This is a genomic window from Lysobacter sp. N42 (assembly GCF_004344885.1).
On sequence record NZ_SKFB01000002.1, the window covers coordinates 427,352 to 441,807 of the forward strand.

Annotated in this window: 18 protein-coding genes; 10 read left to right on the forward strand and 8 right to left on the reverse strand. The window is 46.9% G+C overall.

All coding sequences use genetic code 11. The features are described 5' to 3' along the window. Positions 1 to 92 precede the first annotated feature (92 nt). Entirely contained in the window at positions 93 to 1,220 is a 1,128-nt protein-coding gene (gene zapE / locus EYQ95_RS07185) for a cell division protein ZapE (RefSeq protein WP_111915215.1), read from the reverse strand. An 89-nt stretch (positions 1,221 to 1,309) separates the two neighbouring features. Between zapE and EYQ95_RS07190 the strand changes: the two genes are divergently transcribed. The 3 genes from EYQ95_RS07190 (at position 1,310) to EYQ95_RS07200 (ending at position 4,487) form a co-directional block, all read left to right on the forward strand. After that, complete coding sequence (locus EYQ95_RS07190; protein ID WP_111915216.1) at positions 1,310 to 1,765, forward strand: YhcB family protein; 456 nt, start codon at positions 1,310 to 1,312, stop codon at positions 1,763 to 1,765. 173 nt (positions 1,766 to 1,938) lie between these two features. Continuing rightward, positions 1,939 to 3,279, forward strand: a complete 1,341-nt coding sequence (locus EYQ95_RS07195) for a Do family serine endopeptidase (RefSeq protein WP_111915217.1) — start codon at positions 1,939 to 1,941, stop codon at positions 3,277 to 3,279. A gap of 128 nt (positions 3,280 to 3,407) precedes the next feature. Continuing rightward, the gene (locus tag EYQ95_RS07200) at positions 3,408 to 4,487 is read left to right on the forward strand and encodes a trypsin-like peptidase domain-containing protein (RefSeq protein ID WP_111915218.1); all 1,080 of its coding nucleotides are present in this window, start codon (positions 3,408 to 3,410) and stop codon (positions 4,485 to 4,487) included. Here EYQ95_RS07200 and murA read toward each other — a convergent pair whose 3' ends face one another. From murA to EYQ95_RS07235, 7 genes are all read right to left on the reverse strand, one after another. Beyond that, complete coding sequence (gene murA, locus EYQ95_RS07205; RefSeq protein ID WP_111915219.1) at positions 4,488 to 5,747, reverse strand: UDP-N-acetylglucosamine 1-carboxyvinyltransferase; 1,260 nt, start codon at positions 5,745 to 5,747, stop codon at positions 4,488 to 4,490. Positions 5,748 to 5,762: 15 nt separating this feature from the next. Next, complete coding sequence (locus EYQ95_RS07210) at positions 5,763 to 6,014, reverse strand: BolA family protein (protein ID WP_111915220.1); 252 nt, start codon at positions 6,012 to 6,014, stop codon at positions 5,763 to 5,765. Between the two features lie 30 nt (positions 6,015 to 6,044). Then, positions 6,045 to 6,344, reverse strand: coding sequence for a lipid asymmetry maintenance protein MlaB (locus EYQ95_RS07215; protein WP_111915221.1), 300 nt, complete (start codon positions 6,342 to 6,344; stop codon positions 6,045 to 6,047). Beyond that, positions 6,344 to 6,814, reverse strand: coding sequence for an outer membrane lipid asymmetry maintenance protein MlaD (gene mlaD / locus EYQ95_RS07220; RefSeq protein ID WP_111915222.1), 471 nt, complete (start codon positions 6,812 to 6,814; stop codon positions 6,344 to 6,346). Before mlaD ends, EYQ95_RS07215 begins: the two co-directional genes overlap by 1 nt. A 41-nt stretch (positions 6,815 to 6,855) precedes the next feature. Next, a complete protein-coding gene (mlaE, locus tag EYQ95_RS07225; protein WP_111915223.1) occupies positions 6,856 to 7,632 on the reverse strand; it encodes a lipid asymmetry maintenance ABC transporter permease subunit MlaE in 777 nt (258 codons plus the stop codon). After that, a complete protein-coding gene (locus tag EYQ95_RS07230; protein ID WP_243699872.1) occupies positions 7,629 to 8,429 on the reverse strand; it encodes an ATP-binding cassette domain-containing protein in 801 nt (266 codons plus the stop codon). Before EYQ95_RS07230 ends, mlaE begins: the two co-directional genes overlap by 4 nt. Positions 8,430 to 8,543: 114 nt before the next feature. Beyond that, positions 8,544 to 9,125 carry a TetR/AcrR family transcriptional regulator gene (locus EYQ95_RS07235; RefSeq protein WP_111915225.1) on the reverse strand — a complete coding sequence of 194 codons (582 nt, stop codon included), beginning with the start codon at positions 9,123 to 9,125 and terminating at the stop codon, positions 8,544 to 8,546. A gap of 157 nt (positions 9,126 to 9,282) precedes the next feature. Here EYQ95_RS07235 and EYQ95_RS07240 point away from each other — a divergent pair, with 157 nt between their 5' ends. From EYQ95_RS07240 to hpf, 7 genes are all read left to right on the forward strand, one after another. Beyond that, complete coding sequence (locus tag EYQ95_RS07240; RefSeq protein ID WP_111915226.1) at positions 9,283 to 10,254, forward strand: KpsF/GutQ family sugar-phosphate isomerase; 972 nt, start codon at positions 9,283 to 9,285, stop codon at positions 10,252 to 10,254. Further along, a complete protein-coding gene (gene kdsC, locus EYQ95_RS07245; protein ID WP_111915227.1) occupies positions 10,254 to 10,802 on the forward strand; it encodes a 3-deoxy-manno-octulosonate-8-phosphatase KdsC in 549 nt (182 codons plus the stop codon). The genes EYQ95_RS07240 and kdsC overlap by 1 nt, the downstream gene beginning before the upstream one ends. After that, on the forward strand, positions 10,799 to 11,386 hold the full coding sequence (gene lptC / locus EYQ95_RS07250) for an LPS export ABC transporter periplasmic protein LptC (protein ID WP_111915228.1): 588 nt from the start codon (positions 10,799 to 10,801) through the stop codon (positions 11,384 to 11,386). The genes kdsC and lptC overlap by 4 nt, the downstream gene beginning before the upstream one ends. Beyond that, positions 11,343 to 11,891, forward strand: coding sequence for a lipopolysaccharide transport periplasmic protein LptA (gene lptA, locus EYQ95_RS07255; RefSeq protein ID WP_111915229.1), 549 nt, complete (start codon positions 11,343 to 11,345; stop codon positions 11,889 to 11,891). Before lptC ends, lptA begins: the two co-directional genes overlap by 44 nt. After that, the gene (gene lptB / locus EYQ95_RS07260; protein ID WP_207801094.1) at positions 11,891 to 12,619 is read left to right on the forward strand and encodes an LPS export ABC transporter ATP-binding protein; all 729 of its coding nucleotides are present in this window, start codon (positions 11,891 to 11,893) and stop codon (positions 12,617 to 12,619) included. The genes lptA and lptB overlap by 1 nt, the downstream gene beginning before the upstream one ends. 61 nt (positions 12,620 to 12,680) lie before the next feature. Next, the gene (locus EYQ95_RS07265) at positions 12,681 to 14,141 is read left to right on the forward strand and encodes an RNA polymerase factor sigma-54 (RefSeq protein ID WP_111915230.1); all 1,461 of its coding nucleotides are present in this window, start codon (positions 12,681 to 12,683) and stop codon (positions 14,139 to 14,141) included. Between the two features lie 24 nt (positions 14,142 to 14,165). Beyond that, a complete protein-coding gene (gene hpf, locus EYQ95_RS07270; RefSeq protein ID WP_111915231.1) occupies positions 14,166 to 14,453 on the forward strand; it encodes a ribosome hibernation promoting factor in 288 nt (95 codons plus the stop codon). The last annotated feature ends 3 nt before the right edge of the window (positions 14,454 to 14,456 follow it).

The following is a 14,456-nucleotide window of genomic DNA, read 5'->3' on the forward strand; positions in this document are numbered from 1 at the left end:
GGGAAAAACGCAGGGGAAGTAACGTGGGCAGCGCGGAGTATACAGAAATTCAATGGCTAGATCAAAGCGTTTTGCGCATTAAATAAGCGTGTTTATGCTTTGTGTGCGTACCCCAAATATTCACGCGACTGCATTTCTAATAAGCGGCTTAAACAACGCTTAAACTCGAACGTTAACTTGCCACCCGCATAGATATGCTCTAAATCTGTCTCGCCCGACATAATCAGCTTTACTTTGCGCTCATAGAATTCGTCAACGAGCGCAATAAACCGGCGTGCTGTGTCGTCGGTATCGGCATTCATGATTTTCACGTCGCTAATAAGCACCGCATGGTATATCCGAGCTATTTCAATGTAGTCGTTTTGGCTACGTGCTGTTTCGCAAATGTCTTTAAACGAAAACAGAACCACGTCGTCCGATTCCATTCGTGCCTGAATATTTCTCCCGTTTATTACAATATGCGTGTTTTCAGCATGCGCTTGGTGGTCAGGAGCTAGTTCATGGAAGTAGCGCACTAAGTTTTTGTCCGCGTCTTCGTCGAGTGGCGAATGGTAGATTTCAGCTTTCTCTAATGTGCGCAAACGGTAATCGACACCGCTGTCTACGTTCACTACTTCACAGTGTTGGTTGATAAGTTCAATCGCTGGCACAAACCTGGCGCGTTGGAGCCCATTGCGATAGAGCTCGTCAGGCACAATATTAGATGTTGCTACAAGCACCACACCGCGCTTAAATAGACCTTTCAACAAGGTTGCCAATATCATTGCATCGGCGATGTCTTGTACAAAGAACTCATCGAAACAAATAACACGCACCTCTTTGGCGAATGCAGCAGCAATTTTGTCTAGCGGGTCCGACTGCCCTTTCAACTTCTCAAGCTCTTGATGAACTCTGTACATAAAACGGTGAAAGTGAACACGCCATTTATTCTCAAACGGCAAGGCGTTGTAGAAAGTATCCACTAAATAGGTTTTGCCTCTTCCTACGCCACCCCAAAAGTAGAGCCCCTGAATATTGTGGGTAGCTTCCTCTTTAGTGAATATTTTCTTTAGTGCGCGTATGGGCGAGCGTAAAGACGTTGTATGCTCCTTTTCGAAAGCAACAAGTTCGTCAAACAAACGCTGAAGATGTTTTACCGCCTGCTCTTGGGCTTCATCATGTTGGAAACCATTTTCGGCAAGATCATGTTGATACAAAGACCAAGGTGTATGGTCTACCATAAAAATACTCTCACATCTGACGACTTCGATTTAAAATAAATGATACCATTAATGTAATCGACAACCTATCGGTGGCAAGGAGATTGAACATGGGATGGCTGGTCGGAATTATTTTAGTTTTACTCGGCGCGGTGATTGGCTTCTTTGCAGCGCGTTACTGGATTATGCAGCACAGTGACCAAGCCGACTTGCAAGCGCAGTTAGACGACAGCAAACAGCAGTTTGAAGCGTACAAGCGCGACGTGGTTGATCACATTGCAACGGCAAGACAACTTTCTGAGCAGGTTGCCGACGTTCAAGGCAAACTAAGCAAGTTCTTAGGTGACAGCGAGCAATTGTTGCAAAGCGACAAGGAGTGGCAACAACCTTTGCCATTCTTCTCAGAAGACACCATGAAGCAATTGCGCCAGGCAAGTATTTTAGACCCTGATCGCAGAGACCGAGACGGAGACGCGTCTTTACCTCCTCGCGATTACTCAGAGCCAGGTAGCGGGTTATTTAAAGCTGCTGAAACTGAGAAACAAGAGTCAGAAAACAAAGCCTAACGCCTAGCGTTCATAATGATCGATATTCAGAAGCCCTGCCTATATACGCAGGGCTTTTTTATTTACACCTTGAAATACTTTTTTCAGAACTTATTTTGCTTCTTATAGGTCATTAGTACATTGCGTCTGTACCGCATACGTTTTTAGTTGATGGACTTAGGAGTAATAAATCAATGAAAAAGTACTTCGCTTGGTTTTCTATTGCTGTGCTTAGTTTTGCAGCGCTAAGCTTGCCTGCAACAGCACAAATTCCATTTTTCCGTTCTAATGAAACACCGACGCTAGCACCTATGCTAGAGGACGTAACCCCCGCTGTAGTGAACATTTCAGTGGAAGGTCGTCGCGTTACACGTCAGCGAATTCCAGAGGCATTCCGCTACTTCTTCGGACAACGTGGTCCACAAGAGCAAGTTCGCGAAGAGCCCTTCCAAGGTTTAGGTTCGGGCGTAATTATTGACGCAGACGAAGGCTACGTTGTGACCAACAACCATGTCGTCGACGGTGCAACCGAAATTGTCGTAACACTTAAAGACGGCCGTACCTTCGAAGCTACGGTACTGGGTACAGACCCTGACTCTGATATCGCGTTACTTCAATTAGCAGACCCAGAAGACTTAACTGAAATTGAAATCGGTGACTCCGACGAGCTACGCGTGGGCGACTTTGCGGTAGCTATCGGAAACCCATTCGGACTCGGTCAAACCGTTACTTCAGGCATAATTTCAGCACTCGGCCGCTCGGGTATTGGTAACGACCAGCTACAGAACTTCATTCAAACCGACGCTGCTATTAACCGTGGTAACTCAGGTGGTGCATTGGTCGACCTAGAAGGCAACCTCATTGGCATCAACACGGCCATTCTTGGTGCTGCGGGTAATATTGGTATCGGTTTCGCTATTCCTTCCAACATGATGAAGAACCTCGTGGACCAAATTGTAGAATTTGGCGAAGTACGACGCGGTGTACTTGGTGTACGCGGTAGAAACCTGAACCAAGAACTTGCAGAAGCGCTCGACATCAACATTTCACGTGGCGCTTGGGTAAGCGAAGTGGTTGAAGGTGGTGCTGCAGATGAAGCAGGTATACAAGCCGGAGATGTCATCGTCAGTATGAACGATGCGCCAATTCAGTCATTTGGAGAGCTTGCCGCTAAAATCGGTAGTGCCGGCGCAGGAACAGAAGTTGAGCTGGGTATTTTACGTGACGGCGAAACACTGTCTATCGATGTAGAGTTGCAACAAGGCTCAGCAGCGCCAGTTACTCAACTATCACACCCAGCACTTCAGGGTGCGACCTTTTCTGAAGAAGGTCGTGGCATTGAAGTACGCGAAGTTACACCGAACTCACCGGCTGAACGCATCGGTTTAACCACGGGTGACATTATTGCAGCCGTGAATCGTCAGCCAGTAAATACCATGAGTGCCCTACAAGAAGGTATAGACAACAGCAAAGGCGTTACCGCGCTTACTATAATTCGCGGCAACAGCCAGCTTTACCTACTACTCCCCAACTAACCCCAAATGGGGTCAGAGCACTTTGGGGTCAGAGCAAAAAGTGCTCTGACCCCATTTTTTATTCACGACTACCGACACGATGGAATCGGTGCTAACATTCCGAACATAAGTTTCTAACCGACACGAACATGCCTTTGAATCGCAAATCACCATTGACTCAATACATTATAAAACCGGCTTTGCTGGGCTTTATTGTTGCCGCTCTGGTGTTGCTCATTTTGCCTATTTTGCAAAACAGCGATTCAGAACCACAGCGCGTAGCACCAAGCGCATTAATGTCTTATGCGGAAGCGGTCGAAGTTGCTGCGCCAGCGGTAGTGAATATTTATACCGAAAGAGCATATGCCGATCGGCGCGCACCAGGAAGAACCACATCTTCTGTGCGCTTGGGCTCTGGCGTTATCATGGATGCACGAGGCTATATTCTTACCGCACTTCACGTAGTTGCATCGGTCGACCATATCCATGTTGCTCTTCAAGACGGACGCTTTTTGTCTGCCGATCTCGTAGGAATTGATCAATTTACAGACCTAGCCGTGCTTCGCATAGACGCAGACAATCTACCGGTTATTCCGAGAAATAGTGAATATCGTCCACGCGTTGGCGACGTGGTTCTAGCCATCGGTAACCCATTTAATATTGGACAAGCGGTGACTCAAGGTATTATCTCAGCGGCAGGTTCAGTGAATATTCCTGTAGCTGGGAGAAGTCCGGAACAAAGTGGATATGCAGAGTTTATTCAAATGGACGCTGCCATTAGTGACGGCAATTCAGGCGGTGCGCTGGTCAACAGCCGCGGTGAATTAGTAGGTATTAACAGTGCTCGTTTTATGGCAGAGCAAGGCGCAACAGGCATTCACTTCTCAGTTGAGGCACGCCAAGCTGAAGAAATTATGAATCAAATTATCGGTGAAGGCGTAGTCACCCGAGGATATCTGGGCATAGACGCAGGCCAAGACATTACCGGACTTAACCAAAGTGGAATTACTGTCGACGGCGTTACGCCGAATAGCCCTGCGGAAATCGGCGGGCTAAGACAAGGTGACGTGATTACGCATATTGATGAAGTGATGATTCACAGTGTTAACCAGGCGCTGGACATTGTTGCCCAAACACGCCCGGGTACGACCTTACAAATAGACTTCATTCGAAATGAAGAAGAAATGCAAACCGAAGTGACGATTCAACGCCTAGACACGCGCGGCTAACTACATTTGCACGCGTTGAATGTTAGCGCCCAATGCTGACAGTTTAGCTTCGATACGTTCATAACCGCGGTCGATATGGTAAATACGCTCGACCTCGGTTTTACCTTCAGCCACCATACCCGCAATAACCAACGAAGCAGAAGCGCGTAAATCTGTACACATCACCTGCGCACCACTTAAACGGGCTGCGCCTCGGCAAATTGCAGTGTTACCTTCCAAGTCGATATCGGCACCCATGCGCTTTAACTCAGGAACGTGCATAAACCGGTTTTCAAAAATGGTTTCACGAACCCAGCCAGTTCCCTCGGCAATAGCATTGAGCGCGGTGAATTGCGCTTGCATGTCAGTAGGGAAAGCAGGATGCGGCGCGGTCACAATATTTACCGACCGCGGTGCGGCAACACTTTTTAAAGTAATACTGTTTTCTGTTCTCTCAATTTCAGCGCCAGCTTCGTTCAACTTTTTCAACACTGCGTCCAACTGCTTTGGATCTGCGTGGTTACATTTCACAAAACCTTGTGTTGCTAATGCAGCCACCAAAAACGTGCCTGTTTCGATACGATCAGGTAGTACGCTATATTCGCCGCCGTGCAAACGCTTAACACCCTGAATACGAATGGTGTCTGTGCCTGCACCGGTAATTTGAGCGCCTAACGCATTCAAGAAGTTTGCAAGGTCGACCACTTCTGGCTCACGTGCAGCGTTCTCAATAATGGTTTCGCCTTCAGCAAGCGTTGCTGCAGCCATCAAGTTTTCTGTGCCGGTTACACTTACCATATCCATCAGAATAAGCGCACCTTTCAAACCATGTGGTGCTTTGGCTTTTATGTAACCCTCTTCAACCACGATCTCCCCGCCCATTTGGCGCAAACCTTCAATATGCAAATTCACAGGGCGTGCGCCAATAGCACAACCACCCGGCAAACTAACCTCGGCTTCATGGCATTTCGCTAACAGCGGGCCTAGAACTAAAACCGATGCGCGCATGGTTTTCACCAATTCATACGGTGCGATATGTCCATGCTTCGATGAAGGGTCAATTTTGTAACTAGCTTGCTCAACACGGTCAGTAGGAATACCTAGCTTCTCTAGCAATGCTAATGAAGTCACCACATCTTGAAGGCGAGGAACGTTATGAATAACTACCGGCTCGTCGGCTAGAAGTGACGCTAATAAAATGGGAAGTGCCGCATTTTTTGCGCCCGAAATGGTAACTTCGCCTTCTAAGCGCGTACCGCCTTCAATTATAAATTTTTCCATGGAGTGTTTGTTTCTCTAGAGGTATAGGCCTTTGTCACGTTTCCACGTGTCGGGCGTCATCGCTTTAATGGTTAATGCGTGAATACTGCCATCAGCAATCTTATCGTTCAATGGCCCGTAAATCATTTGCTGTTGTTTTACACGACTTAGTTCAGCAAATTTGTCACTTACCGCGATAACTTGATAATGCGAACCGTCACTCTTCACATGAACTTCGTCTAGCTCCAATGCTTCAAGTAAAATTTTCTCGATGTCCTGTGTTTCCATTTTTATACCTTTCTTCGCGTCTATGTGCGCTTAGTCATTCAGCCCGAGCAATTCAGTTACACCGCTCATTTCAGCGAATGCCTTAAGTTGCTCGTTCGCCCCCTGCAACGTCAGCTCTTGCTTATTTTGCTCCAGCTCAGACTTAAGCTGAATAAGCATGGCGAGCCCCGCAGAGTCTACGCTGTCTATATTTTCTAGATCGGCGGTAAACGTTTTGTCTGTTGTCATCCACGTTTTCCGCTCGCGCCATACCTTAGGTACGGTATTACGATTCAGAGTACCCTGAAACTTAACGCCAGCCGACAACGAATGAACCTGTAACTCACTCATTAGCCTTCTTCACCTTGACTGAATAGGAACTGGCCGATCAGGTTTTCCAATACAATGGCCGAGTTCGTGTTCGGAACTTCATCACCATCTTCAAGCATCATCACAAAGTCGTCGATGAAACCTGGCTCTAAACCTACATATTGCTCGCCTAACAAACCAGAAGTCAGAATAGACGCAGTACTGGTTTCAGGAAATGCGTCGTACTGAGTGCTTATTTGCATCTCTACGATAGGCTCGTAATATTCACCCGTTAATTGAATGCTCGACACTCGTCCTACTACAACACCGCCAACCTTAACTGGCGAGCGCACTTTTAAGCCACCAATATTGTCGAACTTAGCCACTAGCGTGTAAGTTTCACCTCGGGTCGCGTCGGAGTTATTTGCAACTTGCAGTGCTAAAAACACCAATGCTGCAATTGCCGCTGCAACGAAAACACCTACTAATAATTCCATTGTGCGTGTGGTCATATTTCACCTAATCTCAATTTTCTAATTCGTTACAAAATGCATTAACTAAACATAATTGCAGTTAATACAAAGTCTAATCCAAGCACGGCTAGCGAACTGTACACTACCGTTTGTGTGGTTGCGGCACTAATACCCGGCGACGTAGGCTCTGCGGTATAACCCTTGTACAAGGCAATCCATGTCACCACGAGCGCAAAAACCAAGCTTTTGATAAAGCCATTCAAAATATCTTGGCCCCATTCTACGTTAGCTTGCATTACCGACCAGAAAGCACCGTCGTCGACACCTAGCCACTGCACGCCCACTATAAATCCGCCATAGATACCTATTGCGCTGAACATTAAAGCCAGTAACGGCATACTTATAAAGCCAGCCCAAAAACGCGGAGCTACCACACGACGTAATGGGTCAACTGCCATCATTTCCAAACTCGACAACTGTTCTGTCGCTTTCATTAACCCAATTTCCGCCGTTAAAGCAGAGCCTGCTCGACCTGCGAAAAGCAATGCTGTAACCACAGGGCCTAACTCACGCAGTAACGACAACGAAACCATAGGACCTAGAGCTTGTTCCGCACCGAAGTCCACCAAAATGGTGTAGCCCTGCAAACCGAGCACCATGCCTATAAACAATCCTGAAATTAGAATAATAAGCATCGACTGCACACCCACCACATAAAGTTGGCGAATGAGCAGTGGGAACATTTTCAGCGGTTGCGGTTTACCCACAATAGATTGAAACAGCATGATAGAAGCAGAACCAACGCCTGCTAATACCGACAGAGTATTTCTGCCAAGTTTCACCAATGCATTAATCATTGCGCACCTCCCAACAAGTCTTCATGGTAAGGGTTCGACTTGTAGTGGAAAGGTACAGGACCGTCGGCAGCGCCTGTTAAAAACTGCTGCACAAGTTCCGAGTCATGGTTTCTTAATTCTTCCGGTGAACCCTCTGCAATAACCTGCTTGTTGGCAAAAATCACCAAGTGATCAGCTATCGACATAACTTCATGAATATCGTGCGAAACCACAATACTGGTTAAGCCTAGCGTTTCATTTAAAGACTTAATCAGCTTCACCAGCATTCCCATAGAAATTGGATCTTGTCCGGCAAAGGGTTCGTCGTACATGATCAGTTCCGGATCCAGCGCAATTGACCGCGCTAACGCCGCTCTTCGTGCCATACCACCAGACAATTCAGACGGATACAAATGCCCTGCACCGCGCAGGCCTACCGACTGAAGTTTCATTTTTACGATCGTGCGAATAATGTTGTCGCTTAACTGCGTGTGCTCACGCAATGGGAAAGCCACATTTTCGAATACGGTAAGGTCTGAAAATAACGCGCCGCTTTGAAACAGCATGCTCATTCTTTTGCGGGCTTCGTATAGGTCTGAACGACCTAACTGCGCAACATTTTGTCCTGCAAACTCTACTTCGCCTGCGTGCGCTTTTAGCTGACCACCGATAAGCCTGAGCAGTGTCGTTTTACCACAGCCGCTTGGACCCATAACGCCGGTCACTTTACCTCGAGGGATGCGTAAAGACACACCTTCATATATCGGAGTTTCGCCCCGACTGAAGAACACGTCTTTAACTTCTACAAGATTCTCCACAATGCCTCTACTGTCCTTTTTAAAGAGCGCAAAGTATAGCGAACAATACCCTGCGGTGTCATTGCGTATCCAGTAATAAAATGTTGCGCAACGACAAGTTTGAATAACGGTCGATTAAGACTCCGGCGTAATTAACTTCAACAAATATCGAGTCAGCGCCTCGTCGTTATCTTCTTCGCCATGGTTCATACCAAATTGGCGTGCCAAACGGTGTCCTATAACAGCGTACCAAGCAACGCGTGCCTGAATAGGACCTACGCCACACTGGTCAAGTAATCTAAACAGCTCTTGTTGGCGCGGCTGCACAATCTCTGTAAGTTCGGGGTTACTTGCTACTGCCGCCAAAATAGCACTGTCGACACCAAGCTTACCACGTTTGTTGTGCGCTAATTCCGCGCGAATCATGGCATTAATTTCAGCATCAACTCCTGTTGCTTCACCTTGAATTTCAGCTTTAAGCTTCATTCTTTGCTCAACATAGCGCTCTAGCATGGCACTGATTAAAGCGTCTTTACTTTCGAAGTGGTAAAGCAACCCACCTTTACTGATACCCGTGATTTCAGTAAGTGCGTCGAACGTAAGGTGTGCGGCACCTTTTGAATGCACAAGCTCTTCTGCGCTTTCTAAAATCATGTCGCGTTTACTAGGTCGACCGCCTCTGGCTCTTACGGGCTTAATAATCGTGTCTTGCTGCATATTACAAATCCTTAAACTTGTGTTTACCGTCTGGTTGGTATAGTAATAGTAACTTGGCTAAAAGTAAAGGATATAGGTCTGCAATCCTGCTCCGCAGTGATATACTCAGGGCTCAAAATTAGCCGAACAAGTAAGTGGAACTTTCTTAGGAAACGATATGGCGAATACTGATTACCTTTCTCAAGCGCGAAACGTACTCGATATCGAACGTGCGGCCATCGACGAGTTATACGGAAGCTTAGACGAAAAGTTCACCGCAGCATGCGAACTGATGATGCACTGCCAAGGGCGTGTTGTCGTAACGGGCATGGGTAAGTCAGGTCATATCGGCGGCAAAATAGCCGCTACTTTAGCGAGTACAGGAACCCCAGCATTTTTCGTGCACCCAGGCGAAGCAAGCCACGGCGACCTCGGCATGATCACCAAGCAAGACGTGGTGCTCGCTATCTCAAACTCCGGCGAAACCGGCGAGTTAGTCAGTATCATACCGGTCTTGAAGCGCTTGAATGTACCCATGATAGCCATGACCGGTCGACCAGACTCGACACTGGCTACACTAGCAGACGTGCACATTAAAGTTGCGGTAAAAGAAGAGGCATGTCCGTTGGGTTTAGCACCTACGGCAAGCACCACAGCAACCTTGGTTATGGGCGACGCCCTAGCCGTAAGCTTGTTGCGTGCTCGCGGCTTTACTGCCGACGACTTCGCCCTGTCTCATCCGGGCGGAAGTTTAGGCAAACGATTGTTACTTCACGTCAACGACCTTATGCATGCAGGCGAGCGTGTTCCTGTGGTGCCAGAAACAGCCATCATTTCCGAGGCTTTATTGGAAATGTCTAGAAAGGGCCTAGGCATGACCACAGTGGTCGACGCAAACCAGAAACTATCCGGATTGTTTACCGACGGCGATTTGCGTCGTATTTTGGACCAGCGCGTAGACGTGCATAAAACCTCTATTAAAGAAGTGATGACTCAAGGCTGCGTCACCGTGAAGCAAAACTTACTAGCTGCTGAAGCATTGCAGCTTATGGAGTCGCGGAAAATTAATGGTCTTATTGTAGTTGACGAAGAACATCGTCCAGTGGGCGCATTTAATATGCAAGACATGCTACAAGCAGGAGTAATTTAATGATTAGTACTTGGTATGGCGAAATTACCGAAGAGCTATTCGATCGCCTGCAAAAAATTAAACTGCTGGTGTGTGACATCGACGGCGTGTTTTCCGACGGTCGTATTTACATGGGTAACGACGGGGAGGAGCTTAAAGCTTTTCACACACGCGACGGCTTAGGCGTGAAAGCATTACGTAGTGCTGGAGTGGAAGTCGCCGTGATTACTGGTCGGAAATCAAAGATCGTCGAAACCCGCATGACAGCCCTAGGCGTTCCATATATTTTCCAAGGACAAGAGAATAAACAAGCAAGTTACGACTCGGTATGTAAAACGCTTAATCTGACTCCGGAACAAACCGGTTACATTGGCGACGACACTCCAGATCTCGAGCTTATTAAAAGTTGTGGCTTAGGTGTAGCGGTATTCGACGCACACCCTTCTGTTCAGCTTGCTGCAGACTATGTCACCATTCAACGCGGCGGTTTCGGTGCCGTTCGCGAAATAGCTGATCTTATATTATTGGCGCAAGGTAAACTCAGCCAAGTGGTGGAGTCGAGTACGTGAATTTAAGAACGATTCTTCTTATTCTCGCTATATCCATAGTGGCGATATTCCTTTTATGGCAGCCTCAGCGTGAGCAAGTTATTGAAGAAGAGTCACAGGCTTCTGAGCAATTAGTACCGGACTTCATTGCAGAAAACTTAGAAACGAGAATTTACGACCAAACAGGCCGACTGTCTCATCGTATTCAAGCGCAAGAAATGTCGCATTACATTCAACAGAACCGCACAGAGCTAATTCAGCCCATTTACACGAGTTATTTACGCGAATTGTCGGCGTCCACGGGCAACCTCTGGCAAATATCTGCAGAGCTTGGTGAATTCCTCGACGACGAACGACTAGAGCTCATGAATTCAGTACAAATCAGTAACCTGTCACAAATGGGTTACATTCAAAATATTGAAACCCAAGCATTACAAATTGACATCCCTAAACGAGAAATGACAAGCTCCGAGCCGGTACAGATTACGGGGCCACAAATTAACATCAAGGGAATAGGTTTTCGTGTAGACTTAGAAAGTCAGCAATTGGAATTAATCGAGCATGTGGAAAGCATTTACTACCCTAGCGCTATTACTCGCGACTAACTTACTCGCTACACCGGCGAGTGCGCAAAGCAGTCAGTTGGAAGAAGACTTCCGACAGCCTGTGCATGTCAGCTCCGACCGCGAGTCGCTCGATCTACGTGAAAATATTTATGTTGCCGAAGGCCATGTGGAAATTAAACAAGGCTCGCTAACTATTCTTGCAGACCGACTTGAAGTGCAGGGTTTTAGTAACGAAGAAGCCCCTGCTGAAAAGTTTGTCGCCGTCGGTACGCCAGCAACGTATAGCCAAGAAATTGCACCGGGCATTATTGTAACTGCGAGCGCCAACGAAATTATTTACGACGCCACGCTTCGTACCCTTACCCTTACCGGTAACGCAGAACTTTTCCAAAGCGGTAACCAACTAAAAGCGGCCACCATTACTTATAATATTGGCTCGCAGCAGGTTAGTGCAGAGCGAGACGAAAGCCAACGCGTGCAAACCACTTTCCAACCGCGTGAAAGCGACGACTCAACAGAAGAAAATTCTGGGAATAATAATTAATGACGGTGCAACTTAAAGCGGAAAACCTAGCAAAAGCTTATAAAGGTCGCACGGTAGTAAGCGACGTTTCTCTTACCGTAGACGCAGGCCAAGTTGTAGGTTTGTTAGGCCCAAATGGTGCGGGTAAAACAACAACGTTCTACATGATTGTCGGTTTAGTGCCCAACGACAAAGGGAAAATAACGCTAAACAACGAAGACATTACGTTAAAGCCGATGCACGAAAGAGCCCGTGAAGGTATTGGTTATTTACCTCAAGAAGCATCTGTATTCCGAAAGTTGTCGGTTCGCGACAATATCATGGCTATTCTCGAAACCCGTAAAGACCTCACTCCAGCACAACGAGAAGACAAGCTTGACAGCTTGGTAAGTGAATTCAGCATTGGCCACATTATTAATAATTTAGGAATGGCACTTTCCGGCGGTGAAAGACGTCGTGTAGAAATTGCTCGCGCGCTAGCCGCAGACCCGAAGTTTATTCTACTCGACGAGCCTTTTGCCGGCGTAGACCCTATTTCGGTTATCGACATTAAGAAAATAATTCAGCAACTCAAACAACGTGGTATTGGGGTACTGATTACCGACCACAACGTACGAGAAACCTTGTCTGTGTGCGAGCAAGCTTACATTGTGAGCCAAGGGCAAATGATAGCAACAGGAACCGCGCAGCAAGTTTTAGCGAATCAAAAAGTAAAAGACGTATACTTAGGCGAACAATTCTCCTTGTAATTCGCCGCAAAAGCGCAATCATATAAGTAGAGATTAAAAAAATAATGAGCTGTATTCGTATATGAAGCAAAGTCTGCAGTTAAAAATTGGCCAACAACTCACGATGACGCCTCAGCTGCAGCAGGCGATTCGTCTACTTCAGCTGTCCTCGCTAGACTTACAACAGGAAATTCAAGACGCACTCGACAGTAACCCTCTGCTTGAAACCGCAGAAGAGTTCGAGGGCGACACTCCACAAGAATCAAACACGTCTTCAGAAGACACCAGCGCAATGGACACCGACCAAGCGATGGCCAATGAAGACATGCCGAACGACTTGCCCACCGACTCAACTTGGGAAGACACCTGGTCGGCAGAGAGTGCTCCGATCTCGAAAGGCACAGGCTCTGGTGTAGCGAGCGAAGACGACTACGTTTATCAAGGTGAAACGAGCGAATCATTGCAAGACTACTTGCTGTGGCAAATGCGGTTGTCTCACTTCACGGAACTTGACGAGCGTATCGGTGAAATGATCATCGACGGCATCGACGAAAACGGCTACTTGCAACAAGACTTAGAAGACATCCTTGCGGCAGTGCAAAAAGAGTTCCCCGAAACAGAAATGGACGAAGTTTGCGTGGTACTGAAGCGCATTCAATACTTCGACCCTATCGGTGTAGCTGCACGTGACGTGGGCGAATGTATGTGTTTGCAGCTTAATCAGTTAGCGCCTGAAACGCCTTGGTTAAATGAAGCAAAAACAGTGGTTTCTGAGCATTTACAGCTGCTAGCCAACCGCGACTACCGCACACTGGCTCGTAAAACACGCCTAAAAGAACCTGAATTGAAAGAGGTGATTCGGCTCATTCACACCTTACAACCAAGGCCTGGTGAGAACTTCACTCAGCGTGAATCTGAATATGTCATTCCCGATGTTTCTGTAAGAAAACACAAAAATCGCTGGATTGTTGAGCTAAATCCAGATGCTTTGCCTAAAATAAGAGTAAACGAGGAATATGCGGCCCTTTCTAAAAGCGCGCGCAACTCCGAAGACAGCCAATACATTAAAAACCATGTGCAAGAAGCGCGCTGGTTTATCAAAAGTTTAGAGAGCCGAAACGAAACGCTTTTGAAAGTAACCAATTGTATTGTGCAACGACAACAGGCATTCTTTGAATATGGTGAAGAGGCCATGAAACCCATGGTTCTTAACGATGTAGCAGAAAGCATCGACATGCATGAATCTACGGTTTCACGAGTTACAACGCAGAAGTTTATGCACACGCCGCGCGGCATATTTGAATTGAAGTATTTCTTTTCAAGCCATGTCGGCACGGAAGACGGCGGCGAGTGTTCATCAACTGCGATTCGTGCGTTTATACGCAAACTTATTGCAGCGGAACGCTCTGAAAAACCATTGAGCGACAGTAAAATTGCTGAACTCATGGCTGATCAGGGTATCAAAGTAGCACGGCGGACGATTGCGAAGTATCGGGAAGCTATGAATATTCCCCCTTCCAATCAACGAAAAAGCCTTTTATAAACGGCAACAGAAGGAAGACGTATTATGCAAATTAACCTCACCGGTCATCACATTGAAATTACTGAAGCCTTACGCGACTACGTCGATACTAAATTCGCGAAACTCGAGCGACATTTTGACCATATCAACAACGTGCACGTCATACTCAATGTTGAAAAACTCAACCAAAAAGCCGAAGCTACTGTGCACCTGAATGGGGGTGAGGTGTTCGCCACATCTGAACACACCGACATGTACGCAGCCATTGATGGTTTAATCGACAAACTCGACCGTCAAGTTATTAAACACAAAGAAAAGCTTAAACAGCACTAGGTA

What these genes read in the sequence shown, in the direction of transcription:
- zapE (WP_111915215.1), bottom strand. Translation starts at nt 1,220, where the DNA reads ATGGTAGACCATACACCTTGGTCTTTGTATCAACATGATCTTGCCGAA.
- EYQ95_RS07190 (WP_111915216.1), top strand. Translation starts at nt 1,310, where the DNA reads ATGGGATGGCTGGTCGGAATTATTTTAGTTTTACTCGGCGCGGTGATT.
- EYQ95_RS07195 (WP_111915217.1), top strand. Translation starts at nt 1,939, where the DNA reads ATGAAAAAGTACTTCGCTTGGTTTTCTATTGCTGTGCTTAGTTTTGCA.
- EYQ95_RS07200 (WP_111915218.1), top strand. Translation starts at nt 3,408, where the DNA reads ATGCCTTTGAATCGCAAATCACCATTGACTCAATACATTATAAAACCG.
- murA (WP_111915219.1), bottom strand. Translation starts at nt 5,747, where the DNA reads ATGGAAAAATTTATAATTGAAGGCGGTACGCGCTTAGAAGGCGAAGTT.
- EYQ95_RS07210 (WP_111915220.1), bottom strand. Translation starts at nt 6,014, where the DNA reads ATGGAAACACAGGACATCGAGAAAATTTTACTTGAAGCATTGGAGCTA.
- EYQ95_RS07215 (WP_111915221.1), bottom strand. Translation starts at nt 6,344, where the DNA reads ATGAGTGAGTTACAGGTTCATTCGTTGTCGGCTGGCGTTAAGTTTCAG.
- mlaD (WP_111915222.1), bottom strand. Translation starts at nt 6,814, where the DNA reads ATGACCACACGCACAATGGAATTATTAGTAGGTGTTTTCGTTGCAGCG.
- mlaE (WP_111915223.1), bottom strand. Translation starts at nt 7,632, where the DNA reads ATGATTAATGCATTGGTGAAACTTGGCAGAAATACTCTGTCGGTATTA.
- EYQ95_RS07235 (WP_111915225.1), bottom strand. Translation starts at nt 9,125, where the DNA reads ATGCAGCAAGACACGATTATTAAGCCCGTAAGAGCCAGAGGCGGTCGA.
- EYQ95_RS07240 (WP_111915226.1), top strand. Translation starts at nt 9,283, where the DNA reads ATGGCGAATACTGATTACCTTTCTCAAGCGCGAAACGTACTCGATATC.
- kdsC (WP_111915227.1), top strand. Translation starts at nt 10,254, where the DNA reads ATGATTAGTACTTGGTATGGCGAAATTACCGAAGAGCTATTCGATCGC.
- lptA (WP_111915229.1), top strand. Translation starts at nt 11,343, where the DNA reads ATGTGGAAAGCATTTACTACCCTAGCGCTATTACTCGCGACTAACTTA.
- lptB (WP_207801094.1), top strand. Translation starts at nt 11,891, where the DNA reads ATGACGGTGCAACTTAAAGCGGAAAACCTAGCAAAAGCTTATAAAGGT.
- EYQ95_RS07265 (WP_111915230.1), top strand. Translation starts at nt 12,681, where the DNA reads ATGAAGCAAAGTCTGCAGTTAAAAATTGGCCAACAACTCACGATGACG.
- hpf (WP_111915231.1), top strand. Translation starts at nt 14,166, where the DNA reads ATGCAAATTAACCTCACCGGTCATCACATTGAAATTACTGAAGCCTTA.